Source organism: Mycobacterium sp. NTMscope_MAC_12 (assembly GCF_976985675.1).
Window position 1 is genome coordinate 1,586,578 of record NZ_CDRJYY010000001.1, and the last position, 24,156, is coordinate 1,610,733.

The window sequence follows — 24,156 nt, forward strand, 5'->3', positions numbered from 1 at the left end:
CGGGCCCGGCTAGATGCCGATGAGGTCCTTGAGGTTGCCGCCCATCACTCGTGCCCTGGTGTCCTCCGGAAGATCCTCGAGCTCCTTGACGAAATCCGCGGGCTCGGCCAGCCCCTCGGGGTGCGGGTAGTCCGAGCCGAACATCACCCGATCCGCACCCAGGATGTCGACGAGGTGCGACATGTCCTCCTCGTGGAACGGATTGATCCACACGTGTCTGCGGAAGACATCGCAGGGATGCTCGCTGAAGTCGTATGGCCTCTTGCGGTATACGCGGTCGAACACGTCCAACAGGCGGTGTGCCCACGAGCCGCCGTTCTCGACCACGCCGATGCGTACCCCGGGGAAGCGCTCGAACACCCCGTGCGCGATGAACGCCGCAAGAGTGTCGAAGATGTTTCGGCTCTCCTCGTAGATGAAACCCCGCAGCTTGCTCAGCGCGAATCCGTTGAACTCCGTAGCTTCCTCCCAGTCGTCGACGTAGCGCTCATAGCCGGAGTCCGAGTTGTGCATCTGCACCGAGATACCCGAATTCTCGACCAGTCGCCAGAAATCGTCGAACTCCGGCAGCGCCGGTGACCGCGACGTGCCGTCCTCGCGCGGAACGGGCGCCGGCCGGATCAATACCGTCCGGGCGCCATTGTTCAGGCACCATTCGAGTTCCTGCACGCCCAGCGCGGGATCGTTCAGCGAGATCGCAGGAACGGGGAAGATCCGGTCCTGGTAGTTGAATGTCCAGTCGTCGAGTAACCACCGATTGAACGCATGCGTGACCGCGTGGGTGAGCTCGGTGTCGGATTTGGTCCTTTCTTCGAGCATGCCCGCTGTCGTCGGGAACATCACGGCGCCGTAGACGCCCTGCCGGTCCATCAGCGCCAGGCGTAGGTCGGGCCGCCGGAACTCATCGGGGCAGCGGATCGGTTCGGCGAGCTCCCGCAATGTCTTGCCCTCTGGGTTTATGCCCCGGAAGTAATCGGACCAGGCGCCGGGTGTGGGGATCACCTCGTATGTCGGGTTGGGGATGCACTCCGTGACCGTGCCCAAGATCTGCAACTTCTTGCGCCCGTTGACGTCGATGAATTTCAGCGCCTCGGAGTATTTCTCCGGCAGATATCGCGTGTAGGCGTCGATCGTCTCGTACATGTGGTTGTCGGCGTCCCAGACCTCGAACGCTTTGTCGTCGCTCACCAGCACCTCCAGCAGGCGTGAGAATATTGATTCTCAATCATAGCGAACGTTGGTATCTGCAGCGAACGGGCTCAGAGGTTCATGAAATGGCCGCCGTCGACACCGAGGGTTTGCCCGGTGACGTAGCGAGCGGCGGGACCGATAAGGTATGCCACGGCTGAGCCGATATCGCTTTCGGGGTCTCCGATGCGTCCCAGCGGGATTCGGCGTGCCAGCCTTTCCTCCATCGCCGGCTCGGCGCTTATCGCCAAGGTCATCGCAGGTGAATATGCCAGCGGTGAAACAACATTCACCGTGATGCCGTGAGGGGCCCATTCCCGCGCGAGGCTCTTGGCGAAACCGCGCAACGCGCCCTTCATTGTGGCGTAGAGCGGCAGGGTCGCGCTGCCTTCGATGCCGGCGGGTGAGGTCATGACGAGGAAGGTGCCGCCCCGCTTCTTCAACGCGGGAAATGCTGAAACGGCGCAGAAGTGCGCTCCACGAAGTGACACCGAGTAGTGGTCGCCCCAAACGGAACGATCGACATCAGCCAGTTGGTGCGGCTGGCTCGAGGCGTTGCTCGTGGCGTTGTGCACCACGGCATCGAGCCGCCCGGTGGTGGTCAGGGACAGCTCTATCGCGCCGGCCACTGCGTCACCGTCGGTCACATCGCATCGTGCCCACGTCGCACCGTGGCCCCGCGCGGTGATTTCCTCGGCGACGGCCAATCCCGTCTCGGACCGGGTGGCGACGACGACGTGCGCCCCGGCCGAGGCGAGAGCCATGGCGATGCCGCGGCCAACCCCGGCGCCCGAACCCGTCACCAGCGCGGTCAGACCGTGCAGGTTCATGGCAGCATCACCGCCCCTCCGTCGGCGACGATCGTCTCGCCGACGAGGTGATTGATATCCGGCCGCAAGAGGAATTTCACGGCCTCGACGACGGTGTGGAGAAGCGTCGAATCGTCTTGGACCACAGCCGCGGTGAGGTGCGCGGTAAAAGAGTCCATCTCGGGCGCGAACAGTCGCAGAGGGGCTGCGACCAGGTTGACGGACACGCCTTCGGGCTGCCATTGCCGCGCAGCGGATTTCGCCATCGCCCGGATGCCTTCCACCGCGGTGGTGTACGCCACCAGTCGGGCCGCACCCGCCATGCCGATCGTCGGCACGACAACGACGATTCGTCCCCCGTGGGGTGCTAACGCGGACCGTGCCCGCTGGAGCGCAGCGAGCGCGGGCCACATCATCCCGTCGACGATGTGATCCCACTCCTCGCCACTGAGGCCGGCCGCGTCGGACGGCCGCGGGGTCGGATCGGTACCGACGACTACGACCGCTCCGGTGATATCCGATGCCAGTCCACGTCCGGGTGCTGCGACGATGCCGTCGAGTCCGTCTGCCAGCTCGCGCGCCAGACCGTCGGCCGCGCCCAAGACGACTGTGGACGACGCCACGTCATCGACTCGGCTGGCGCGCTAGGCGGGCATCGTGAATTTTCACCAGCTCCCTGAACCCGATACGTACGTACCGGGGTTTGGGTTGGATGCCCCAGTCGTCGCGGGCGGTGTGCTGGCCGGCCGCTTCGGGTGCTCCCCCGAACGGGGGCCCGCCGAGTGGATAGGGCTGTTGGCATTGGAGATTGTCGTCGGAGAAGCGCACCTTCATGAGCTCACTGCAGATCTCGGTCAGCGATAGGGTTGGCCAGCCGTACCAGACCGCCATCACGGGTACGGTCAACGAGCCCTCGATGACCAGCCCGAACAGGCAGACGTACAGCCCGCGTTTGAGCCGTTTGTGCATTCGCGCCCACGTCGGGGTGGTTCCGACCGGCAGCGGCTCGACCGAATCCTCGGTCTCCACAGTGGAATTAGACAAGGCGGTCCCTTCTTCGGTGCTAGTCGGAAAAGATCTCTCGGTTGACGGTGTGCAGGTACGGGATGGCGAGGAACGGCGTGACGTAGAAGATGTTGAATGCCCACCACCCGAGAACCGGTAGTCCGACTCCCGTATAGCGGACGTCGGCGTACATCGTCATATTGAAGATGTAGCCGGTCCAGATGACCACGCCGAACCAGCACGTCACGATGGTCCACTGGTGTCCCCAACGTTTCATCTGCAGCAGCGCGATCGCGGCCGCGATCCGCATCGGGAACACGATCAGGACGCAGACCATCACCCACGCCTTTTCCCCTGGGGCGCCTGCACCGCCGATCCAGAGTTCGTTGTAATGCCAGAAATAGCCGGCGTCGATCCAGTTGCCCCACGCGGTGAAGACGGTGCGGGTGATCAGGGCGTGGTTGGCGAACAGGTCGAGCGCCCAGCCGATGCTGTTGATCGCACCGTCGAGGATGATGACGTATCCGATGAGCGTGACCATCATTGGCCGAACCGAAAACCCGTCGCGCTGCGCCTTTCTCAACAGATAGATGCCTCGGCAAAATACGGGCAGGCCGACGACTCCGAGGACGAGGGTGCCCATGAGTGCGGTGCCGGCGATGCACCATCGATCCGCGCGCCGTTGGATCTCCCGCGTGTGTGCCTCGTGCTCGTCCATGGTGAGCGATCGGGTTGGACTCGTCATTGATCACCAATCCCTCGTGAGATACATCTGGAGCTGGATCGCGAACATCGCGATCAGCACTCCGTAGATGAAGACCTGGAACGCGATCAATCCACGTTTGCGTCGTCGATCCTGCTCGTCCACTGTGTCTCCGCGTCTATCAGAAGGTACCGATGTTGGCCAGCATCCAGTAGAAGAATGCGACAAGCCCACACATCACTGCCCAGGTCACAGCCAGTCGGACCAGTTCCTGCCACATGAGACCCTCCTACCGAAGCGACGACTTCCCACCAAACGTTAACATCACTCTCAGAAATGAGAACAGTCGTTTCCGCTGCGGAGGCACTAGAGGGACAGGGTCACACGTCCGCGAGCGCAGCGAGATCGCGCTTGACCACCTTGCCGACATCGTTGCGGGGCAGCTGTTCGACGAACACGATGCGTACCGGAACACGGTAGGGCGTCAGACGCTCGCGACACCACGACACGAGGCCGGCCTCGGAGACCGACTCATCGCCTCTGACGACGAACGCCCACGGCACCTCCCCGAGCCGCTCGTCGGGAACGCCGACGACGGCGGCTTCGCGCACACCATCGGCGGCCAGGAGGACGTCCTCTACCGTGCCGGGAAACACTTTGAGGCCACCACGATTGATCATGTCCGATACTCGGCCATCGAGCCACAGAAAACCGTCATCGTCGAACCAGCCGAGGTCGCCGGTGTGGAACCAGCCGTCGTCGGTGAGCCGGTCCAGGAAGGCCGGATCGATCTTCCGCGCGGCCGTCGTGGGCGTGCGGACCATCACCTCGTCGTCGGCGATCGTGACGTCGATGCCGGGCAGTGGCCTGCCGACCGAACCCAGTTTGGTCTCGCCCCACTCCCGGGCGTCGGCGGCCGACCAGCCCACCACCTCACCCTCGAGTTCGGTCTGGCCGTAGGAGTTCAGCACGATCACCCCGAACTTGTCCCGGAACCGGCGCGCCTGAACGGGCGACAGGGGAGCGGTGATCGACCGCACGATCTTCAGTGGCGAGAGGTCGGCCACCGAGTCGTCGTGCAGAACCATGGTCAGCGCTGCGGGTGGTAATACGGTCGACCGCAACTGATGTCGCTTGACCAGAGCCGCGAAGTCCGTTGGTGAGAACCTCTCCATCAGCACGACACCCGAGCCCGCGCGGAAGGCGAACAAGACCTGGTATATGCCGGCCCACAGCGATAACGACAAGGGCACCAGATTCGGCATGGGGGACCGCTTCGGTTCGGCTGCAGCGGATTTGGAGGCAGGTCTCGTGCCGCGAAGTTTGGCCAGCAGCCGGTCGATCAGATCGAGGACCGTGGTATGGCGAAGCGGCACCGGCTTTGGCGGTCCCGTGGTGCCGGACGTGAACTGCAGCAGGGCCACATCGTCGTCGTAGGACCGCGCGTCGGCCCGGTGACCTGACGATGCGACCCTCGTCCACGACAGCGCCTCTCCGGTGATGACGGGCAGGTGACAAGTCGAGAAACGCCGTACGAGTGCGGGAGTGGTGATGATGGCGACGGGGCGCAACGTTTCCAGCTGGGTGACGATCTCGGCATCGGCCGCCCTGGGGTTCAGCGGTGTGTACACGCCGCCGGCGCGCCACGTGCCGAACAGCGCGGCGACGGTGGTGGCGTCGTTGGGCAGCATCGCGGCGACGACCTGTCCCGTCGCCAGCCCGGACTCGGCGAGCAGCTCGGCGAGTCGCGCGGCGCTGGCCGACAGCTCATCACGCGACACTTGGTTGTCCGTGGCGCCGACCGTGTGCACAGCGACCTCAGGCAGACCGTCCAGCAGCATTGCCAGGCTCACGAATCAGCCACCAGGGGAGCCCAGTTCGGAGTTCGCTTGTCCGCAAAGGCAAGGGGGCCCTCGTTCTGGTCCGGATGCCCCCACATCGACGTCAGGTGCTTCGCACCTTCGCGGCACGCGTCGGTGAGCCCGTATTCGAGTGCGCCCCACAGCGCCCGCTTGGTGGCGCGCATCGCCGCCGGTGAGTTCTTGGCGATCTTCTCGGCGAGCTCCTGGGCGGCGGCAAGCAGCTCGTCGGGCGGGTCGATCACCTGGCTGATCATGCCGAGTTCGTACGCGCGCTGGGCACTGAGCCGTTCGTGACTACCGATGAGCGCCATTCGTAACACGGCTTCGGCGGGCATCTTTCGCATCAGTGCGATGGTCTCGAGCGCGCTGACCTGACCGATGGAGACGTGGGGGTCGACGAAGGTCGCATCCGACGACGCGATGACGATGTCGGCGTCGGCCACCCAGTGCAGTCCGCCGCCCGCGCAGACCCCATTGACGGCAGTGATGACCGGCTTCTCGACATTGCAGTGCCAGGCGCTCAGCTTCAGATCCAGTGTGCGCATGGTCTCCTGAAATTGCTGCACGGCCTCGCCGTCGAGGTCCTCGACATCGGCGCCAACCTGAAACGCCCGACCGTTTCCCGTGTGCACGATGACGCGGACGTCGGGATCGGCATTCAATTCCGCCCAGGCCCTGGGGAATTCCTCGCGCATCACGACGTCATAGGCATTGAGACGGTCAGGGCGGTCATTGATGATCCATCCGACGGGACCGCGCCGTTCGACGATGAGTCGCTGGTATGTCATGAAACCTCCGCCACGTCCGGCAGCGGCTGCCACCGCGGCGCACGCTTCTCGCGCCACGCCCGCACACCCTCGGCATGATCAAGGTGATTGCGGAGCCGCCAGATCTCCTCGGCGGCATCGCGTCGCGCCTGCGTCAATCCGACTTCCAAGGAGTGCCAGAGCGCCTTCTTGGTGGTGCGCATCGCGGTCGGCGAATTTGTGGCGATCGCGGCTGCGAGTCGGCCCGCGGTTGCGCGGAGCTGATCGGTCGGCACCACCTCGGACAGAATGCCCAACTGGTAGGCGCGCCGCGCCGAGATGCGTTCACCCTTGCCCCCCAGCGTCATTCGAAGCACCGCCTCCATCGGCGACTTGCGCAGCAGCGTGACTGCCTCGTACGCGACGGCCTGCCCGATGGAGACGTGGGGGTCGGTGAAGGATGCCTGCTCGGCGGCGATGACGATGTCGGCGTCCGCGACAAGGTGTAGACCCCCTCCCGCGCACACCCCGTTGACCGCGGCGATCACCGGTTTCCACACGCCGCAGTGCCAAGACGAGATCTTCAGCTCGGCGTCCCTGGTTCGGCGGGAGTGCCGTCGCATGGCCCCCTTGTCCCGCGCGACCTGGACCACGTCCATCCCGGTGCAGAACGCCTTGCCGTTGGCGGCGTTGACGATCACGTTGACCTCCGGATCGGTATCGAGGTCGGCCCAGGCGGCCTCGAGCTCGTCGAGCATCAGCGCGTCGAAGGCGTTGCCCGCGTCGGGCCTGTTGAGGATCAGCCAGCCGATCCCGTCGGACTTGGATACGATCAAGCGTTCATAGCCGCTCATGAACGGGGAATGTCCTTCCAGGGCTTGCCCTTCCAGGGATCGGGCTCCTTCGGCAAGCCGAGCACGCGTTCACCGAGGATGTTCTTGTTGATGTCGGTGGTGCCGCCCTCGGTGCCGTTGGCGAGGCTGCGCATCATGCCCTGCACATCCCGTGGCAGAGCATCATCATCGTCGGTGGTGGGCCATGCAATCGCCGCCGTACCCAGCAGATCGACCATCAGGTCCTGTATCTGCTGATTGATGGTGGCCTGGTGAACCTTGCCAATCGAGGACGCCGCGCCCGGTGACTGTCCGGCCGAAAGTGCGGCGCGCACACGATCATTGGTCCAGCCACGGACCCGCTCCTGCGCCCACAGGCGCATCACCTTGTTCCGGACCACCGGATCGGCCCACCGCCCGGTCTCCCTGGCGAGGGTGATCAGTCGTTCGGCGCTCGAGCCACCGAGGCGGCCCATGCCACCCGAACCCGAGCCCGACACCATCTGCCGCTCGCTGGACAATGTCGATGCACTCACGCGCCAGCCGTCGTTGACGTCGCCGACCCGCTGGGCGTCCGGCACGCGCGCCTCGTCGAGGAAGACCTCGTTGAACTCGGCCTCGCCGGTGATCTGGCGAAGCGGTCGCACCTCGACGCCCGGTTGGTGCATGTCAAGCAGGAAGTACGTGATGCCCTTGTGCTTGGGCTGGTCGGGATCCGTCCGCGCCAACAGGATCGCGAAATCGGCCTCATCGGCCCATGTGGTCCACACCTTCTGGCCGGAGATCACCCAGTCTGCGTCCTCGCCCGAGCCGTCCCGTACGGCCTTGGTGGCGAGCGACGCGAGATCCGAGCCAGCGCCCGGCTCACTGAACAACTGGCACCACTTCTCCTCGTTGCGCACGATCGGTGGGAGGAAACGCCGGCGTTGCTCCTCTGTCCCGTGACTGAACAGAGCGGCTGCGGCGTTGTTGAGCCCCAGTGGGTTGAGCCGCGAGAGGCGTAGCGGCGCAAGTACTCCCTCGATGGCGCGCGCCATGTCGTTGTCGATGCCGAGGCCGCCGTGTTCGGGGAGCCACGTCGGCACGACCAGACCCGTCCTGGCGAATGTCGGGTACCACCGCCGGTAGTCGGCGGGGGTGCGGACGGCCCGCAGCGCCGCCGGCCCGTCGGCCGCGGCCGAGCGCCATGCTGCGGGCACCTCGGCATCGATCCACTGCCGTACCACCGCGAGTGCATCATCGACCGGTGTGCCCGGGCGGATCGGTAGTTGGGTCATGATCTCAACCTTTTCAGCGGCCCTTGAACTCTGCGCCGCGCTTGTCGCGGAAGGCGGCCAGGCCCTCCTTGAAATCCTCACTACGGCTGGATAATTCGAGCGCCAATGCCTCGTTCTGCAGATGGCGGTCAAGATCGAGCCCGTTGCCGCTGTGCAACAACCACTTGGTGAGCCCGAGAGAAACCGTGGGCGCTTCTCCGAGTTGCCCGACGAGTTGCTCCGCGAGCGACGGTAATTCGTCGGACGCGCAGGTACCGTGGATGATTCCCCAGTCGGCCGCGGTAGCTCCGGTGATCTGCTGTCCCAGCATCAGCAGTTGTCTGGTGCGGACCAATCCGATGAGCCGTGGCAGCAACCAGGCCGCGCCGCTGTCGGGGGTGAAACCGCGCGCCATGAAGGGTTCCCAGAACCGGGCGTCGTCGGCGGCGACGCAGAAGTCTGACGCCAGCGCGATGTGAAAGCCCAGGCCGATCGCCCAACCGCGGACCACGGCGACAATCGGCACCTGCGTCTGAAGCATCAGCGGGATCAGCCGATTGGCCTTGTTCGGTAACCGGCGCTGCGTGCTGCCCACGCGTGGTTTCCGTTCGGACTTCGCGTTATTGGCGATCAAGTCCGCGCCGGCGCAGAAGTCCGCTCCGTTGGCGTCGATCCGGATGACCCGCACCGACTCGTCGATGCCCGCGTCGGCCAGGTGTCCGATCATCGCATCGAGCATGACGTCGTTCACGGCGTTGCGGCGGTCGGCGCGGTCGAGGGTCAGCCGCAGGATCGGGCCCTGCTGTTCGGCCAGAAGACCAGGAACACTGCGGTAACTCATGTGCTCAGCGCTCGGCGAACTGTTTCGTCACGGCGGTCAGCAATTCGCCGAGGTTCGTCGCGCCGCCCGGCGGGTCGGGCAGGCGCACGGGCCCTCGGTCGCGGCTGGGCAGCAGGATGGTCGCGTGTCCCGGCGCGGTGATCTGGCCGCGGTGGTTGGTCGCCGCGAGTTCGAGGTCGACGGCGGGGCGTTCACCGTCGGCGAGGTACTTGCGGACGACGGTACCGGTGACGGTGTGGACGTCGCCAACGTAGTTGAACAGACGGAACTCGCAATCGAGCTTCCACAGCCAGGCGTCGTCGCCCATCCAGTCCGTGCACAGGTGGATCAGCCACGTCTCGCGCATGCGCCCGTAGTCGAACGTGGTGGGGTTGCCCGCGTTGCGCGCGGCGCCGGGGTCCCAGTGCACCCGCTGCTGGGCATCGGGGACACCGTATTCGTTGGGGGTGTAGAAGCGGGGGATGCGCTGCCGGTTGCGCCATGCGAGTCTCAGCGGACGCACACCATACATGCCGGTACCCATGCCGACGTGCCAGCAGACCATGTCGGTAACCGTCAACGGCCCCTTCGTCAACGGCCCCACATCGTCGCCTTCGGTGACGTCTTCCCACCATCGCGGATCGGCGCCGCGCGGGCTTTCGCGCGCGTAGCGTTCGTCGAGCTCGGCGATCTCGTCCGCGGTCCACGTCTTGAGCTCGACGGTGTCGTACTTCTTGCGGCCGCGCGCCTTGCTGCGTTCGGTGCGAATCATGTTGCGGTACTGCGCGCCCAAGATCGTGCCCTCGTCGTCACGAAACACCTGGGCGGACCACTCGTGGATGGCACGCTCGGCGAAGTCGCTGCTCTTGTCGAGCGCCGCCACCAGGGCGTTGCGCCTGAACACGCGGTGGTTGGCGCGCAGCGGGGCCCACCATTCCCGAGCCGACGAGGCGTAGAAGGCATGTACCCCGCGAAGTGGGTCGCCCTTGGTCAGTGCGCGGTCCTCGTCGGAGAGCGCCGGGACCTCGTCCTCTCCGATCAGCGTGTCGCCGCCGACGAGGGCAGGTGGGGCCACAGACTCTCCCCATACAGACTTCGCTGCGTATTCCGGATCGGTCCATAACGGGTTGGCGTCACCGTAGCTTTCGGCGACGTGACGAAACGTGTCTTCGTTGGGGCGGTAGTAGTGCGGCGGCTGCGTGTGCGGGACGGCGATGCCGATGGTAGCGCGCAACCTGGCCAATCCCTCGTCGGTGATCAGGCCGGTCTGCCCCATCGGATCGCCTCCTCGTTGTGGCCCGCGTCGTAGCCCGGACAAGGTGGAAATTAAGATACCCGAAAAACGGAAACGCCGTTAACGCAGGGGTGAACGAGATGGCAGAAGAAGCATCCGGGATCGTGTGTGCGATCGGCGCCGACGGCGTCGCGCGGGTGACCATAGATCGCCCGGAAACGGGAAACTCGTTGTCTCCGTTCGCGCGTGACGCACTAACCGAAGCCTTCCTACGGGCTAACGACAACCCCGCCGTCCGCGCGGTGCTGTTGAACGCCAGCGGCACTCGGCACTTCTGCGCCGGGGCCGGCCTCGCACCGCAAGCGGCGGGCGCCGGGGCCGCCGTCGAGCCGGTGCAAAAGCGTCCGGGTGACATCGCGCGGATGCTTCAGCAGGGCTGGCAGCGGCTGGTCGCGTCCATTCTCGACTGTGACAAGCCGGTGATCGCGGCGGTCAAGGGCACGGCCGCGGGGGCGGGCGCGAGCCTGGTTCTGGCGTGCGACCTGGTCGTGATGTCAACGGAAGCAAAGCTTGTCGAGGCGTTTGTGCATCGCGGAATCCTGCCGGATTCCGGCGCCATCCACCTCCTGACGAGGATCGTCGGCCTGCGCAAGGCGACCGAACTGCTGATGCTCGGTGAGCCGGTCGACGCGGCCACCTGCGAAAGGCTCGGACTGGTCAATCGGGTGACCGCACCGGACGACACCGACGCCGTCGCCGAGGAGCTCGCGGGGCGCTTGGCCGCGGGGCCGACGGTGATGCTGGCGCTGACCAAGCGGCTGTTGTCGGTCTCGTCGGAGTCCGATCGGCACCGCGCATTCGAGCAGGAGGCGTGGGCTCAGGAGGTGGTGTCGGGTACGGCGGACCTCCAAGAGGGTCTCGCGTCGTTCGCCGAACGCCGCAATCCCAAGTTCCTGGGTCGATGACTTACCGTGGGTCAGCGTGCAGTCGGGCCGCCGCGAACGGTGAACGTTGCGCAGTCGTCGATCTCGTCGATCGACGATGCCACCGACTCCGCCGTCAGCGACGTGTCCTCGACTCCCTTGGTGACACCGATGAATACCCGCGACACTTTCCCGGCGCCAACTGAGTAGATGTGCGCGGTGCGGTCGCAGGACCGGTGGCACAGATAGACCACGACGGGGGTGACAAGCTCGGGATGCATGGCCTTACCGGCGTCGCCCATGATGTCCTCGGTCATTCGGGTCAGCGCGATGGGGGCGATGGCGTTGATGGCGATGCCGTTGCGGGCGCCTTCGATGGCGAGAACGTGCATCATGCCGACCAGCCCCATCTTTGCGGCGCCATAGTTGGCCTGACCGAAATTGCCGAAAAGGCCGGTGCCCGAGGTCGTCTGAACGATTCTGCCGTAATTCTGCGCCCGCATGACCGGCCACACCGCCCGCGTGACGTTGAATGCTCCGGAGAGGTGCACGGCAATAACGGCGTCGACCTGCTCGGCGGTCATGTTCTTGAACGCCGCGTCGCGCAGAATCCCCGCGTTGTTCACCAGCACATCGACCTGCCCGAAAGCGTCCATCGCGGCGGTCACGATTGCCGCACCGCCCTCCTCGGTGGCCACCGAGTCACCGTTGGCGATCGCGGTACCCCCGGCGGCGGTGATCTCGTCGACCACTGCTTGGGCCGCCGATATCGTCGCCCCGCTGCCGTCCACCGAACTACCCAGGTCGTTGACCACGACCCGGGCGCCGCGCCGGGCGAGCTCGAGTGCATGACAGCGGCCCAGTCCGCGGCCCGCCCCCGTGACGATGGCGACCTGGTTGTCGAAAGACATTGAATGCATGGGTGAGAGGTTACATTTACCTAATCGAGAACAACCATTTGCATCGGAGGCTTCGGAGGAGGCCCATGACCGGCCCGACTGAGTTGCTACGACATGCGCGCCGCAGAGCCGAAGGAATGCGGCACCGCTACCGCGAGGCCGGCTACTGGACGGCGGAGCCGATTGACCTGGTGCGGTCCACCGCGGCGCGGCACTCTGCGCGGCTTGCCGTCGCGGATCGAGGCGCCGAACTGACCTACGGGGAACTGGACAAGCGCATCGATTCGGCCGCTCGAGCGATGATCGATGCCGGCGTGGCTCCGGGCGGCGCGGTCGTCGTCGTAGTCGGTAACGACGTGGACTCGGTGGTGTCGGTTCACGCGGCGCTACGGGTCGATGCGGTGGTTCTGCTCGTGCCGCGTAGTGCCGGAGCGACGCAGATCGCCGACATCCTCACACGCACCGGTGCACGATTCGGCGTAGCGCCGAACTGGGCGAGGATCACCGAGGCAGAACTGTCCGGCCACTGCGATTGGATCGGTGACGGTGGCCGAACGGGCACCGCCCAGCCGCCGCGGTCGGTGCGGTCAGCCGATGAGCCGTGCCTTGTGCTTTACACCTCGGGCACAACCGCGCGGCCCAAGGGCGTGATCCACTCGCTGAGCACGCTGGCCAAGGCTTCGGCGAATTACATTGCGGCGGCGGGCCTGGGTTCCGACGACCGGATCTTCTTGATCAGCCCGCTCGCGTCGGTCACCGGGGTGTTGCAGGCGCTGTTCATCGGTCCGATGCTGGCGGCGCCAGTGATTCTGGAGGATCGCTGGGACCCGGCGGCGACCTGCGACCTCCTGGTCAGCTCGGGTGCCACCTGGTACGGGGGCCCGGACCGGCTGCTGGACCGGATGCTGGACCAGGCCGTCGCGCGCGACGCTGTTGTGCCATTACGCGCGGTGTACCTGGGCGGCACGATGCTGGACCGGCGGATCGTCGAACGCATCGAAGACGAGTTCGGCATCGTTGTCATGCGCGCCTACGGGTCTTCGGAGACCCCGATCAGCACGTCCGGACTGCGAACCGAACCCCGAGACATCCGCCATGCCGACGACGGGGTCGCGCTCGGCGGCGTCGACGTGCGCGTCGGATCCGAGGCCGATCCCACCGAGTGCTGCATCAAGGGCCCGCACACGTTTCTCGGTTACACCGATGCCGAGGACGACAAATACGCGTTCGAGGGCGAATGGTTCCGCACCGGCGACGTGGCGGAGGTTGCCGACGGTCGGGTTCGGATCGTCGGCCGGATCAAGGACATCGTGATTCGTAACGGGCTGAAGATCCCGGCCGCCGAAGTCGAGGAAGCCGTCTCGAGGATAGGTGGGATACGCGAATGTGCCGCCTATTCCGTTTCCGACCCCACCACCGGTGAACGATTGGCTATGGCAGTCGTGCTCGAACCCGGCGTCGAGATCTCGCTCGCCGAAATCATCCGGGCTCTCGCCGCGGAAGGCCTGCCGAAATACAAGCTGCCCGAAGAACTTGTCTTCTGGGACGAGCCGCTTCCCCTCAACGCCAACGGCAAAGTCGACCGCGCCAAGCTCGACACGCGGTCGGCCGGGCGGCAGCGGCTGCTCGCCGACCGTCTCACCACTACCGGATGAGAATCGCGCCGCCGGAAGCTAGCCCGCAGCAGGACGGAAGACGGGGACGACGAATCCGTCTTCGTCGTCGCGGAAAGCGATCACCAATTCCATGTCGGCGCGCAGATCTTCGACGCGGCAATTCTCCACGACTGTCATCAGCCGCGGTCCCTCCTCGAGATCCACCATCGCCAGCACGTACGGCGTGCGCACGTCGAAAGGTGCGGCATTGTGGTGGATGACGCTCCACGTGTAGAGCCGCGCGCGACCGGTTGCCGGCGCCAACTCGACGTCCTCAGCCCAACAATGCGGGCAGAACGGCCGGGCGTATAACGATTTCTGACCGCAGGACCCGCAGGCGTTCACCAACAGCCGGCGGTCCTGCGTGGCTGACCACCACGCCTGACCGTCGGCGTCGATCGTGGGCCGATCAGGAGCCGTCATTACTGCCTCCCGAGAATCATTGTGGCGCTGTGGGTGAAGAAGCCCCCCATCGCGTGGACGCATGCCAGCCTGGCATCGGCGACCTGACGCGCTCCGCATTCGCCGCGCAACTGCCGCACCGCCTCCACCATGAGGAACATTCCTCGCATACCCGGGTGACACGACGCCAGGCCGCCGCCATCGGTGTTAGTCGGCAGCGACCCGCCCGGGCGAAGTGCTCCGGACTCTATGAACGGGCCCCCTTCTCCGTTGGCGCAGAAGCCGAGGTCCTCCACGGTCAGCAGGACGGTGGACGTGAAGGAGTCGTAGAGCTGGCACACATCGATGTCGGCCGGGCTGACACCCGCCCGCGCGAATGCTTGCGGACCCGAGCGCGCCGCCGGCGACGTCGTGAAATCGGGCCATTGGCCCATGCTGACATGCGACGTCGCGTCGGCCGTGCCAAGAATCCACACCGGATCCTTCGCGCAATCCTTGGCTACGCGCTCGCTGGCGAGCACGACGGCACCGCCACCGTCGGTGCGCAGGCACACATGCTTGGAGGTGAACGGGTCGGCCAACAGGGGTGCGGCGGCGACGTCGGCAACGGTGATGCGGTCTCGTTCAAATGCGTTGTCGTTCATGGCCGCCCACTCGTGGGCCGCGACGGCGACTTCGGCCAGTTGATCGACCGTGGTACCGAATTCGATCATGTGGCGTCGAGCCGCCATGGCGTACTTGGCAATCAACGTGGGGCCGTAGGGCGCCTCGTATTGCAGGGCACCGCCGGTTCCCATCGCGGCAGCCGACGCGCGCAGCTGTCGCTTGACGTCGGAGCGCGCGGTCGATCCGTAGGTCAACAGAGCGACCTCGATTTCGCCGGCCGCGATCGCGGCGGCGGCATGGCCGGCCATCACTTCCCAGGAGGATCCGCCGACGTTGGTCGCATCGACCCAGGTGGGTCGCAGGCCGAGGTACTCGCTGACTTCCACGGGGGGAAGCAACGTTCCGTGCCCACCGAAACCGTCGACATCCTCCTTCGTGAGCCCGGCATCGGCGACCGCCCGCCGCGAGGACTGGGCCATCAGAGCCATCGCGGTCTTGTCGGGCACTCGGCCGCAGTCGGACAGGGCTGCGCCCACGATGGCGACGCGGTTCGATCGCATAGCTCATGGTTATCACATCGACGTCGTCGCTGATAATGGGCGTTGACGATAATATGGAAACGTTATTCTCGGTCCGCTACCGTGAGCCTATGACGACGGCGCTGCGCGATGCCCTGCGGGGACAGGAGCTGGTGTTGTGCCTGGCGTTGCTGCACTCACGCACGCCCGATGTGCCGGCAATCGCGGCGGCCTGTGGATACGACGCCGTTTACGTCGACCTCGAGCACACGTCCACATCCCTGGATACTGCCCAGATGCTCTGTGCGAGCGCGCTCGGGGCGGGGATCTCGAGCCTGGTGCGGGTGCCGTCCCACGATCCCAGCCTCATCGCACGGGTGCTGGATGCTGGTGCGGTGGGAGTGATTGTGCCACACGTAAATTCGAAGGAAGAAGCCGAAGGAATCGTGCAGGCCGCACGATTTCCGCCGATCGGCAACCGGTCCATTTCGGGTCCCAACGCGGTCACGGGATACACACCGCGAACAGCGCCGCAATTGGTGGAGCTGCTCGAACGGCGCACGGTCGTGGCCGTGATGGTCGAGACCCCGGAAGCTGTCGAAGCGTCCGACTCCATCGCCGCCGTCGACGGCGTCGACATGATTCTCATCGGGCCGAGCGATCTGACCGCCGAAATGGGCATCCACGGACAGTATGAGAATGATCATTTCCAAAGTGCAGTAGAATCGGTCGCGGCGGCTTGTCGTAGTCACGGCGTGGCGCTCGGTATCGCCGGAATAACGTCGGTTGACCTGCTGAATCGATTCGTGGGACTCGGATTGCGATTCATCTCGGCCGGGACCGACATCGGGATGATGACCGAGGCGGCCACAACACGCGCGAAAGCGCTTCGCGGACTGCAGAGCCACCGCGACGAGCGTGATGAATGACACCGAGTAGCCGAGCGATGCCAACATAACAGGAGGACCGGATGCCGACAGCCATCTACACCGAACGCGTCACCGACCCGATGGCGTGGACCGGCGCGGACTTCACGAGTAAGGAAGACTTCGCCTTCGACCTGTCCGCCCGGAATGTGGCTGCGCTGGAATCGATCCTGGCCAAGACCGCGAATAAGGACCGCGACGACATCACGCCAGAGGACGCTCGTCACCCAGACCTCGACGACGATCTGGAACGGCTCTACCGGGACCTGATGTTCGGTAAGGGTCTGGCCTGCGTGCGCGGCTTTCCCGTCGAGCAGCATTCGATTGACGACCTCGAGCGCATCTACTGGGCGTTCTGCACGCATCTCGGCTATCTCGTATCAAACAACTCCTTTGGTCACCGCATGGTGCGCGTTCAGGAAGAGATCCTGCCCGGCGGCGTGCAACCCGCTCGCGGCACGAAGTCCCGCGCCGAACTCGCGATGCACAACGACGCCGCCGACATCCTCGCGCTGCTGTGCGTCTACCCGGCGGCCCAAGGAGGCGAAAGCCAGTTCGCCAGCGGCCCCGCCGCGCACAACCGAATCCTGGCCGAACGCCCCGACCTGCTCGACGTGCTCTACGAAGGCTTCCCGCACCACCGACGCAGCGAACAGCCTGATGACCAGCCCGATGTCACGCCCTACAACGTTCCGGTCTTCTCCCAGATCAACGGGCGAATCTGCATCAACTTCACCTATAGCAGCATCTTGCCGGCCATGAAGACGCTTGGGCGCGAATTCACCCCAGAGCAAGAAGAGGCCGTCGAGCTGCTCCGCACCATACTCGTCGACCAACAGGTCGAATTCCGTTTGGAATCCGGGGAAGCGGCCGTGGCCAACAATTTCGCGATGTGCCACTCCCGATCGGACTTCGTCAGCAGCGACGACCCCAAGAAGGCCCGCTGCTTCCTGCGCGCCTGGATGGAGGTCCCGCGCGAAGATCGTCGGCTGCCTATCGGTCGTGAGTACTTCCACATGGAAAACAAGGATTTGCGGCTCGGATACGACGTGGTGCCCGGGCGCGACGGCGCGATCGCGCGCAACGATTACCGCAACGTCGACACGGCGCTGGCCGACATGTTCAAGGCGGCCCAGGCCAAACCCAAGGCGCGGCCATGAAAGGCGCGCGACGGAGATGACCGGCGCGCCACGACCGCGATTGGTCGTCGAGCGGTGGACTGACCCCGCCGCGGCGGACGTCCTGGAACTGTCCGGCATCGACATCGTCAAACTCGATCTGACTGCGCCCGCCGAATCAGGCTGGGCGGCATTGGAGTCCGCGCACGGCTACCAAGTCGCCACGCGAACCGACGTTGCTTCCGTTGCCGACGGCGCGCAGTGGCTGGCCGGTGAGGCATTGATCGCGCGCTGCCGGTCGCTGCTGGCCGTCTGTTCGGCGGGAGCCGGATATGACGTCATCGATGTCGATGCGTGCACCCGCGCGGGGATAGCGGTGTGCAACAACTCTGGGCCGGGGGCGGAGGCGGTGGCCGAGCACGCCCTGGGATTCATGCTCGACCTCGCCAAGAAGATCACTGTCTCCGACCGGGCACTACGAAGCGGTCCGCTTCGCGATCGGCTGACCCTGCGTGGCAGTCAGCTGTTCGGCAAGACGCTCGGTGTCATCGGGCTCGGTGCCATAGGAAGCCGCCTCGTCGAGTTGTGTGCGCCGTTCGGCATGGAGGTGCTGGCCTTCGATCCCTATCTCGACGAGATGACCGCCCGGACTCGCGGTGTGCAACGGGTGACGCTCGCCGAGCTCGTCGAACGGTCGGACTTCGTGCAGGTGACATGCCCTCTGACCAGCGAGACCCACGGTCTCATCGGCAGAACGCAATTCGCCGCGATGAAGCCGACCGCCTTCTTCATCACCACGGCGCGCGGGCCCGTCCATGACGAGGCGGCCTTGCTCGACGCGCTGGTGAGCGGTGGAATCGCCGGGGCGGGCCTCGATGTGTTCCACGAGGAGCCGCCCCGGCAGGACAACCCGCTGCTGCAGCTCGACAATGTCATTGCCACGCCGCACACCGCGGGCATCACTGTGGAGGCCGCGCGGGATATCGCCGTCGCCACCGCGACCCAGTGGCAGACGATCTTCGAAGGCCGCATGCCGCCTCGCTTGCTGAACCCGGCTGTCTGGCCGCGCTATTGCGAACGATTTCACGACATCCTCGGTGTTCAACCGACCACGCGCGTCACCGCGGCTGCCGAGTGAAACCGACGATTCCCCAACGAGATCGAGAGAAGGGCCTTGACTTGGCGACACGCTACGACACGATCGAGGTCGAGGTCAGGGGTCATACCGCCTGTGTGACCCTCAACCGTCCTGAGGTGCTCAACGCGATCAACGACGAGATGATCGCCGAACTGGCCGTGGCTTATGCGGAAATCGAACGCTCGCAAGATATCTGGACCGTGATCATCACGGGCGCCGGCCGTGCGTTGTGCGTCGGAGCGGACGTCAATAAAGCCGCCGGGCACGACATGGAGAACGCGGCAGGGATCGACAATCAGGGCGAGCCCATTCTCAGTTCGATGCGGCAGTGGGATGCACCGCAGGAGGCGACGCCGCCGTGGCTCCAAATGACCAAGCCGATCATCTGCGCGGTGAACGGCATCGCCTGCGGTGCGGGAATGGACCTCGTGACCACGGCGGACATCACCATCGCGTCCGAGCGCGCGACGTTGATGGACCCGCATGTCAGCATCGGCGTGACCTCCGGGCGCGAGGGGGTCAGGCTCGCCCGCATACTCCCGCTGCCCGTGGCGATGCGGCTGATCCTGATGGGCAAGCACGAGAAGCTCGACGCGCAGCGCGCTTATGACTTGGGCGTCTTCACCGAAGTGGTCGCGCACGATGAGCTCATGGCGCGCGCCTGGGAGATCGCCGACGTCGTGAATTCGAATGCGCCGCTGGCGGTGCGTGGTTCACGCATGGCCGTGCGCAAGGGGCTGACGATGCCCATCTACGAGGCAGAACTGCTTGCCGAGAATTACCGGATGAAGGTGGCACTGACCAAGGATGCCATCGAGGGGCCGCGCGCCTTCCTCGAGAAGCGCAAGCCGCGGTGGAAGGCCCTGTAGGGCTTGACTCCGCGCGCTATACCATCCCGAAGAAGTTCTTTGCGTTGGTGGACAGTACCTTTCGTTTGGTGTCCTCATCCAGGCCCTCCGTCGCCTTGTTTGCGACCTCGAGGCTCCGCGGCCAGTTCGTGTCGTTGTGCGGGTAATCGGTCTCGAACATGAGCTGGTCCGGCCCGACCAGATCCAGGATGCGGAACGCGACCGGATCGCCGAAGGTGGAGAACCACACTCGACCGGGTACCTGGCTGCTCGGCGGTTCGGTCAGCAGCGGGTGAATGCCGCCCCACCCGCGCCGGTCCTCCCAGACCTCGTCGACACGCTGCAGGTAGTAGGGGATCCAGCCCGCTTGCGCCTCGGCGAACGCGAGCTTGAGGTCGGGGAACTGCATGAGCTTGCCCGAAAACAGCCAGTCGACCATGGCGATCGTGCAATTGACGGCCATCAGTGCGCTCGTCACGACATGCGGAGCGTCGGGAGAGGACTTCGTCAGCGACGAACTCGACCCGATGTGCAGCATGATCCCGACCTGATTTCGCTCGCACGCGGCGAAGAATGGGTCCCAATAGCCGCTGTGAATGGACGGCAGGTCGAGACGAGAGGGCAGCTCGGAGAAGCACACCGCGTGCATCCCACGGGCGGCCACCCTTTCGACCTCCTGCGCGGCCAACTCGACGTCCCAGAGCGGGATGATGCCAAGCGGGATCAGCCGGCCGTTCGAGCTGCCGCCCCACTCGTCGATCTGAAAGTCGTTGTACGCCTCGACGCAGAGCTTGGCGAGCTCCTTGTCCTTGGCGTACAGGAAGCGTTGGCCACAAAAGCGTACGAGGGTGTTGGGGAAGCAGGCCGAAGCTTCGATGCCGGCAATGTCCATGTCCGCGAGCCGATCCGCGGGACGGTAGCAGCCGGGACGCATCTCGTCGTAGGTGATCGGGTCGGTGGTGAGTTCGTCGATTTCATAGCCGGCGGCCGCGCTGATGAGTGGGATCGGGATGACCGCGTCCTCGTAGTGCCAGATGTCCGCGGCGCGGCCCTCGTCGTCCTCTACGAACGCCACGTCGGACGTGACGGATGGATCCATGCGCCCACGGGTGCGAACGATCCGCGGACCGATGTCGCGATAACGCTCGGGCAGCCGACTTGTCCACAAATCGGCCGGCTCCACCAGATGGTCGTCCGGCGAGACGATGAGGATATCTGCGCTCAACGCTGTACTCCTTCGAGAGCGGCCCACGACTTCAACGAGCGGCACATTGATTCAAAAATGAGAATGACCGTTTCCACGGTACCGCATGGGGTGTGTCCCGTGCGGCGGGGCGCCTCCAGACTGCCGTTGGCCCCCACCGTGACATCGGAGTCTCACCGGGTTCGAGGTGAGCACCGCCCTCCCGGCCCGCGTTGACGCCGGCAACAACCACTTGCGCGCAGTGAGAATCAACATGCACGTGCAGGTAGATCGCACGTTTTCCGCGTCGGGCGCGTATTCTTTCCCCATTATGCCTACGAAGAAGCCCGCCGGTCCCGACCCCGAAACCGGCTTGGAATTGGTCGATAACAACGTCGAGCTGCACGGCTCGTGGCAGCAACGCACGATCGAGCGCCGTCTGAGTTCTGCCAGAGCGCGTGCTCTCGCTCGCAGTTCGCGGTTCCTGGCCACCGCGCTCGAATTGGTGGAGGAGTCGGGTAAGGCCGATTTCACGATCCAGACCCTCATCGACAGGTCGAATCTGAGCCTGCGTGCGTTCTACCAACACTTCGCCGGTAAAGAAGAACTCATGTTGGCGCTCTACGAGAACGTCACGAGTCAGTTCACCGAGGACATTCGCCACGATGTCGCAGCGGCCGACGGTCCGATGGAACAACTCGAGGCCTTCTGCCGGGGTGTCCTGTCGCGCGCGGAGTCGTCGGAAGCCGTCGGGGGCCGGGTCATGACGATCTACAACCTGAGCCTGGAGATCGAGCGGCCGGACGACTTCGCAAAGGTGTGGGAGCCGCACCTGAAGCTGCTGACGAAGATCCTCACGTCGTGTGCTCGGGCCGGACTGGTACGCACGGATCTGACCCCCGCGCAGCTGACCACGTTGCTGAACACCACGCTGACGGCGCTCGCTCAGATTGGGGTTTTCCATCTGGGCGGCAAGGGTTCCAAGCTGACGGAGGACCAACTGTGGGCGTGGTGCAAACAGGCCGTCACGCCGCCCGCCTCCGACGTCAAAGCCAAGCCCGCACGCAAGGCAGTCTCGCGTGCGGCGTCGGCTGGTCGGGCCGGACGGCCGAAGAAACTAACGGGGTAGGCCGAGCCCACGCTGGGCGATGATGGTGCGCTGGATCTCGCTGGTGCCCGCATAGATGGTCGTGCCCAATGAGAATCGCAGGGAGTGGTCAAACCTGCCGTGTTCGGGAGCGGTCGGTTCGAGGTAGCTGCGCAAGCCGTCCGCGCCGACGAGTTCAACGACGTCCTGGCTGGCGCGTTCGAGCGCCTCGGTGCTGAACACCTTGGACATCGGCCCCTCGGCCACCGGTATGTCGCCCTGCTCGAGCATCCACACGCACCGCCGCTGCAACAGGATTGACACCTCGGCCTCCATCGCGACGCGGGCGAGTCGGCGCCGGACGTCGGTATCGGTGATCGGTAGTGAGCCATCGTCGGAGCGGCTGGTGGTTGCCCAATGCTCGGCGTGGTGCAGCAGCCGGATCAGGTGCGGGCCCCAACCGGATGCGTGCTCGTCCCGCAGGGACAGGCCGAGCACCTCCCAGCCACCATCGACATCGCCGATGCGCCACTCGTCGCCGATGCGGACGTCGCTGTAGAAGGTGATGTTGGTGCGTTCCCCGGAAAGGGTCCACACGGCTTGCGCCGCAAAGCCATCGGCGTCGCCCGGCACCAGAAACATCGTCAGGCCCTGGTGTTTGGGCTTATCCGGGTTGGTGCGCGCGAGCAGGAACACGAAGTCGGCGAGGTGACCGTTGGTGGTGAACATCTTGGAGCCGTTGATCACCCACTCGTCACCGTCGCGCACGGCGCGGGTGGCGGCCGCCGCGACATCCGATCCGCATTCCGGCTCGGTGAAGCCGAGGGCGATGGTGATCTCGCCGTTGATCGCACCGGCCAGGATTCGGTCCTTCAGGAAGGGGGTGCCGATGTCGCGGATGATCGCCGCCACCATCCTGGTTGTCTCGGAGAGGTAGACCGGCGCGTCAAAACGCATCAGTTCCTCTTTGACGACCTGGTCGTCCCATGCGTTGCGGCTCTGTCCGCCGAACTCGACGGGCCAGGCCGGAGCGAAATAGCCCTTGTCGACGAGGCTTTTGGCGAACTCGTCGTCGTGTGCGACGCCGCTGCGGTAGATGCGTTCCTCGAATTCGGGGGACAACACGTCCTGAAGGTAAGCGCGGATCCCGTCGCGGTAGGTCGCGGTCTCTGCATCGAGCTGAAAGTGCATGTCTGCACGCCAATCTGTCGTGGCACGCGGCCCGGGACGGTACGCACGGCAATGTTAATCTCAATTTTGAGAGTAACCATATCCGCATGTGATGGGACGACAAACGTGGACCTGAGCCTGACGGGCGAACAGAGACAGTTGGTGGATTCGTTCGCCGCGCTGTTTGCGCGTGAGTCGACCAGCGAGCGAGTCCGGGCGGCCGAGCCGCTGGGTTTCGACGTGAAGCTGTGGAAGGCCCTGCTGGACATCGGCGCAGTGGCGATGGCGGTCGACGAGGCGGCCGGCGGGTGGGGCGCCTCCGAACTGGATCTCGCGTTGATCGCCGAACAGTTCGGACGCGCGGTCGCGTCCGCTCCCGTCATCGAAGCGCAGGTTGCCGCGCGGCTGCTGGCTGCGTCCGGTGAGGCCGGTGCGGGGTTGTTGAGCGCGGTCCTCGCCGGTGACCAGTTGGTCACGTTCGCGCCTCGCGCCGGACGTGGTGGGCGGCTGGGATTGGTGCCCGGCGGGGCGGTGGCAGACCAGGTAGTAGCCCTGGCGGAGGGGCGGCTGCTGGCGGTGCCGATTGGAGAGGACCGCACCACGGTGGAAAACCTTGGGTCAATGCCGTTGGCGGACATCATCATCGAGCATGATGCCGTGGTGCTGGCAGACGGATCGCAGGCGCGCGTCCTGTTCGACAGCGGACTTGACCTGTGGCTCGCGCTGACCGCTGCCGCCTTGGCGGCGGCGGCCAAGAGGGCCGTGGAGATCGGCGTCGACTACGCCAAGCAACGTCATGCCTTCGGAACCGCGATCGGCGCGTTCCAGGCGGTGTCTCACCCACTGGCCGACAGTGCCACCGCCGCCGATGGGGCGCGGCTGCTCGGGCTCAAGGCCGCGTGTGCCTTCGCCGATGAGCCCGATCGCGTCCGGGAACTGGCTGCGATGGCCTTCGCATTCGCCTATGAGACGGCGCGCGACGCCACGCGGCGCAGCCTGCACATTCACGGCGGATACGGATTCGGCATGGAGGGCGACATCCAGCTGTACTACCGCCGGGTACGGGGCTGGGCAATGGTTTTCAGCGAGCCGGCCGCCGCATTGGACCGTGTAGCCGATGCGCGCTACGGCGCCGCCGGACTGGCGACAGTGGGCTGAACGGGACGCGCGCCGCCAGGATCACGGAGCCCAGACTCGCTCGAGGCGCGGGCCGGGTTCGGCGCGCCG

Annotated in this window: 24 protein-coding genes; 8 read left to right on the forward strand and 16 right to left on the reverse strand. The window is 65.4% G+C overall.

Going from position 1 to position 24,156, the window contains the following annotated elements:
• Positions 1–9: 9 nt before the first annotated feature.
• The 11 genes from AC0KS4_RS07365 to AC0KS4_RS07415 form a co-directional block, all read right to left on the reverse strand.
• Positions 10–1,194: an amidohydrolase family protein gene (locus AC0KS4_RS07365; RefSeq protein WP_238957692.1), complete on the reverse strand. Its 1,185-nt coding sequence runs from the start codon at positions 1,192–1,194 to the stop codon at positions 10–12.
• A gap of 65 nt (positions 1,195–1,259) precedes the next feature.
• Positions 1,260–2,018, reverse strand: coding sequence for an SDR family NAD(P)-dependent oxidoreductase (locus AC0KS4_RS07370; protein WP_238957693.1), 759 nt, complete (start codon positions 2,016–2,018; stop codon positions 1,260–1,262).
• Positions 2,015–2,620, reverse strand: coding sequence for an SDR family oxidoreductase (locus AC0KS4_RS07375; protein WP_308193096.1), 606 nt, complete (start codon positions 2,618–2,620; stop codon positions 2,015–2,017). Before AC0KS4_RS07375 ends, AC0KS4_RS07370 begins: the two co-directional genes overlap by 4 nt.
• Position 2,621: 1 nt before the next feature.
• The gene (locus AC0KS4_RS07380) at positions 2,622–3,026 is read right to left on the reverse strand and encodes a hypothetical protein (protein WP_238958020.1); all 405 of its coding nucleotides are present in this window, start codon (positions 3,024–3,026) and stop codon (positions 2,622–2,624) included.
• Between the two features lie 34 nt (positions 3,027–3,060).
• Complete coding sequence (locus AC0KS4_RS07385; RefSeq protein WP_225327043.1) at positions 3,061–3,720, reverse strand: hypothetical protein; 660 nt, start codon at positions 3,718–3,720, stop codon at positions 3,061–3,063.
• Positions 3,721–4,085: 365 nt separating this feature from the next.
• Positions 4,086–5,558: a class I adenylate-forming enzyme family protein gene (locus AC0KS4_RS07390; RefSeq protein WP_225326978.1), complete on the reverse strand. Its 1,473-nt coding sequence runs from the start codon at positions 5,556–5,558 to the stop codon at positions 4,086–4,088.
• Positions 5,555–6,355: an enoyl-CoA hydratase/isomerase family protein gene (locus AC0KS4_RS07395; protein WP_238957695.1), complete on the reverse strand. Its 801-nt coding sequence runs from the start codon at positions 6,353–6,355 to the stop codon at positions 5,555–5,557. The genes AC0KS4_RS07390 and AC0KS4_RS07395 overlap by 4 nt, the downstream gene beginning before the upstream one ends.
• The gene (locus AC0KS4_RS07400) at positions 6,352–7,167 is read right to left on the reverse strand and encodes an enoyl-CoA hydratase/isomerase family protein (protein ID WP_225326976.1); all 816 of its coding nucleotides are present in this window, start codon (positions 7,165–7,167) and stop codon (positions 6,352–6,354) included. Before AC0KS4_RS07400 ends, AC0KS4_RS07395 begins: the two co-directional genes overlap by 4 nt.
• Positions 7,164–8,423, reverse strand: a complete 1,260-nt coding sequence (locus AC0KS4_RS07405) for an acyl-CoA dehydrogenase family protein (RefSeq protein ID WP_238957696.1) — start codon at positions 8,421–8,423, stop codon at positions 7,164–7,166. Before AC0KS4_RS07405 ends, AC0KS4_RS07400 begins: the two co-directional genes overlap by 4 nt.
• Before the next feature lie 13 nt (positions 8,424–8,436).
• Positions 8,437–9,243, reverse strand: coding sequence for an enoyl-CoA hydratase/isomerase family protein (locus tag AC0KS4_RS07410; RefSeq protein ID WP_238957697.1), 807 nt, complete (start codon positions 9,241–9,243; stop codon positions 8,437–8,439).
• A gap of 4 nt (positions 9,244–9,247) precedes the next feature.
• Positions 9,248–10,498: a hotdog family protein gene (locus AC0KS4_RS07415; RefSeq protein WP_238957698.1), complete on the reverse strand. Its 1,251-nt coding sequence runs from the start codon at positions 10,496–10,498 to the stop codon at positions 9,248–9,250.
• Between the two features lie 89 nt (positions 10,499–10,587).
• On the opposite strand from AC0KS4_RS07415, the gene AC0KS4_RS07420 reads away from it, so the two are divergent.
• Positions 10,588–11,421, forward strand: a complete 834-nt coding sequence (locus tag AC0KS4_RS07420; RefSeq protein ID WP_308193097.1) for an enoyl-CoA hydratase/isomerase family protein — start codon at positions 10,588–10,590, stop codon at positions 11,419–11,421.
• A gap of 11 nt (positions 11,422–11,432) precedes the next feature.
• On the opposite strand, the gene AC0KS4_RS07425 is transcribed toward AC0KS4_RS07420, so the two are convergent.
• Positions 11,433–12,299 carry an SDR family NAD(P)-dependent oxidoreductase gene (locus AC0KS4_RS07425; RefSeq protein ID WP_225326971.1) on the reverse strand — a complete coding sequence of 289 codons (867 nt, stop codon included), beginning with the start codon at positions 12,297–12,299 and terminating at the stop codon, positions 11,433–11,435.
• A 116-nt stretch (positions 12,300–12,415) separates the two neighbouring features.
• Between AC0KS4_RS07425 and AC0KS4_RS07430 the strand changes: the two genes are divergently transcribed.
• On the forward strand, positions 12,416–13,933 hold the full coding sequence (locus AC0KS4_RS07430; RefSeq protein ID WP_238958021.1) for a class I adenylate-forming enzyme family protein: 1,518 nt from the start codon (positions 12,416–12,418) through the stop codon (positions 13,931–13,933).
• A gap of 18 nt (positions 13,934–13,951) precedes the next feature.
• Here the strand turns inward: AC0KS4_RS07430 and AC0KS4_RS07435 are convergent, their stop codons facing one another.
• Both AC0KS4_RS07435 and AC0KS4_RS07440 read right to left on the reverse strand, forming a co-directional pair.
• Positions 13,952–14,356 carry a Zn-ribbon domain-containing OB-fold protein gene (locus AC0KS4_RS07435; RefSeq protein WP_225326970.1) on the reverse strand — a complete coding sequence of 135 codons (405 nt, stop codon included), beginning with the start codon at positions 14,354–14,356 and terminating at the stop codon, positions 13,952–13,954.
• Positions 14,356–15,501: an acetyl-CoA acetyltransferase gene (locus tag AC0KS4_RS07440; protein ID WP_225326969.1), complete on the reverse strand. Its 1,146-nt coding sequence runs from the start codon at positions 15,499–15,501 to the stop codon at positions 14,356–14,358. Before AC0KS4_RS07440 ends, AC0KS4_RS07435 begins: the two co-directional genes overlap by 1 nt.
• 35 nt (positions 15,502–15,536) lie before the next feature.
• On the opposite strand from AC0KS4_RS07440, the gene AC0KS4_RS07445 reads away from it, so the two are divergent.
• From AC0KS4_RS07445 to AC0KS4_RS07460, 4 genes are read left to right on the forward strand one after another with little or no spacing between them, the layout of a single operon-like run.
• On the forward strand, positions 15,537–16,388 hold the full coding sequence (locus AC0KS4_RS07445) for an HpcH/HpaI aldolase family protein (RefSeq protein ID WP_238957700.1): 852 nt from the start codon (positions 15,537–15,539) through the stop codon (positions 16,386–16,388).
• 41 nt (positions 16,389–16,429) lie between these two features.
• Entirely contained in the window at positions 16,430–17,545 is a 1,116-nt protein-coding gene (locus tag AC0KS4_RS07450) for a TauD/TfdA family dioxygenase (protein ID WP_225326967.1), read from the forward strand.
• Positions 17,546–17,561: 16 nt separating this feature from the next.
• Positions 17,562–18,641: a hydroxyacid dehydrogenase gene (locus tag AC0KS4_RS07455; protein WP_238957701.1), complete on the forward strand. Its 1,080-nt coding sequence runs from the start codon at positions 17,562–17,564 to the stop codon at positions 18,639–18,641.
• Between the two features lie 41 nt (positions 18,642–18,682).
• Complete coding sequence (locus AC0KS4_RS07460) at positions 18,683–19,510, forward strand: enoyl-CoA hydratase/isomerase family protein (RefSeq protein WP_238957702.1); 828 nt, start codon at positions 18,683–18,685, stop codon at positions 19,508–19,510.
• A gap of 16 nt (positions 19,511–19,526) precedes the next feature.
• Here AC0KS4_RS07460 and AC0KS4_RS07465 read toward each other — a convergent pair whose 3' ends face one another.
• On the reverse strand, positions 19,527–20,714 hold the full coding sequence (locus AC0KS4_RS07465; protein WP_225326964.1) for an amidohydrolase family protein: 1,188 nt from the start codon (positions 20,712–20,714) through the stop codon (positions 19,527–19,529).
• A 289-nt stretch (positions 20,715–21,003) separates the two neighbouring features.
• On the opposite strand from AC0KS4_RS07465, the gene AC0KS4_RS07470 reads away from it, so the two are divergent.
• Complete coding sequence (locus AC0KS4_RS07470; protein ID WP_225327041.1) at positions 21,004–21,801, forward strand: TetR/AcrR family transcriptional regulator; 798 nt, start codon at positions 21,004–21,006, stop codon at positions 21,799–21,801.
• On the opposite strand, the gene AC0KS4_RS07475 is transcribed toward AC0KS4_RS07470, so the two are convergent.
• Positions 21,790–22,950, reverse strand: coding sequence for an acyl-CoA dehydrogenase family protein (locus AC0KS4_RS07475; protein ID WP_238957703.1), 1,161 nt, complete (start codon positions 22,948–22,950; stop codon positions 21,790–21,792). The two genes, AC0KS4_RS07470 and AC0KS4_RS07475, sit on opposite strands and share 12 nt — an antisense overlap.
• Before the next feature lie 105 nt (positions 22,951–23,055).
• On the opposite strand from AC0KS4_RS07475, the gene AC0KS4_RS07480 reads away from it, so the two are divergent.
• Positions 23,056–24,087: an acyl-CoA dehydrogenase family protein gene (locus AC0KS4_RS07480; RefSeq protein ID WP_225326962.1), complete on the forward strand. Its 1,032-nt coding sequence runs from the start codon at positions 23,056–23,058 to the stop codon at positions 24,085–24,087.
• The last annotated feature ends 69 nt before the right edge of the window (positions 24,088–24,156 follow it).

Excerpts from the sequence above, each read along its gene's own strand:
- AC0KS4_RS07370 (WP_238957693.1), bottom strand. The coding sequence starts at position 2,018 with ATGAACCTGCACGGTCTGACCGCGCTGGTGACGGGTTCGGGCGCCGGG.
- AC0KS4_RS07385 (WP_225327043.1), bottom strand. The coding sequence starts at position 3,720 with ATGGACGAGCACGAGGCACACACGCGGGAGATCCAACGGCGCGCGGAT.
- AC0KS4_RS07395 (WP_238957695.1), bottom strand. The coding sequence starts at position 6,355 with ATGACATACCAGCGACTCATCGTCGAACGGCGCGGTCCCGTCGGATGG.
- AC0KS4_RS07400 (WP_225326976.1), bottom strand. The coding sequence starts at position 7,167 with ATGAGCGGCTATGAACGCTTGATCGTATCCAAGTCCGACGGGATCGGC.
- AC0KS4_RS07405 (WP_238957696.1), bottom strand. The coding sequence starts at position 8,423 with ATGACCCAACTACCGATCCGCCCGGGCACACCGGTCGATGATGCACTC.
- AC0KS4_RS07410 (WP_238957697.1), bottom strand. The coding sequence starts at position 9,243 with ATGAGTTACCGCAGTGTTCCTGGTCTTCTGGCCGAACAGCAGGGCCCG.
- AC0KS4_RS07415 (WP_238957698.1), bottom strand. The coding sequence starts at position 10,498 with ATGGGGCAGACCGGCCTGATCACCGACGAGGGATTGGCCAGGTTGCGC.
- AC0KS4_RS07425 (WP_225326971.1), bottom strand. The coding sequence starts at position 12,299 with ATGCATTCAATGTCTTTCGACAACCAGGTCGCCATCGTCACGGGGGCG.
- AC0KS4_RS07430 (WP_238958021.1), top strand. The coding sequence starts at position 12,416 with ATGCGGCACCGCTACCGCGAGGCCGGCTACTGGACGGCGGAGCCGATT.
- AC0KS4_RS07435 (WP_225326970.1), bottom strand. The coding sequence starts at position 14,356 with ATGACGGCTCCTGATCGGCCCACGATCGACGCCGACGGTCAGGCGTGG.
- AC0KS4_RS07440 (WP_225326969.1), bottom strand. The coding sequence starts at position 15,501 with ATGCGATCGAACCGCGTCGCCATCGTGGGCGCAGCCCTGTCCGACTGC.
- AC0KS4_RS07445 (WP_238957700.1), top strand. The coding sequence starts at position 15,537 with ATGGGCGTTGACGATAATATGGAAACGTTATTCTCGGTCCGCTACCGT.
- AC0KS4_RS07450 (WP_225326967.1), top strand. The coding sequence starts at position 16,430 with ATGCCGACAGCCATCTACACCGAACGCGTCACCGACCCGATGGCGTGG.
- AC0KS4_RS07455 (WP_238957701.1), top strand. The coding sequence starts at position 17,562 with ATGACCGGCGCGCCACGACCGCGATTGGTCGTCGAGCGGTGGACTGAC.
- AC0KS4_RS07470 (WP_225327041.1), top strand. The coding sequence starts at position 21,004 with ATGCCTACGAAGAAGCCCGCCGGTCCCGACCCCGAAACCGGCTTGGAA.
- AC0KS4_RS07475 (WP_238957703.1), bottom strand. The coding sequence starts at position 22,950 with ATGCACTTTCAGCTCGATGCAGAGACCGCGACCTACCGCGACGGGATC.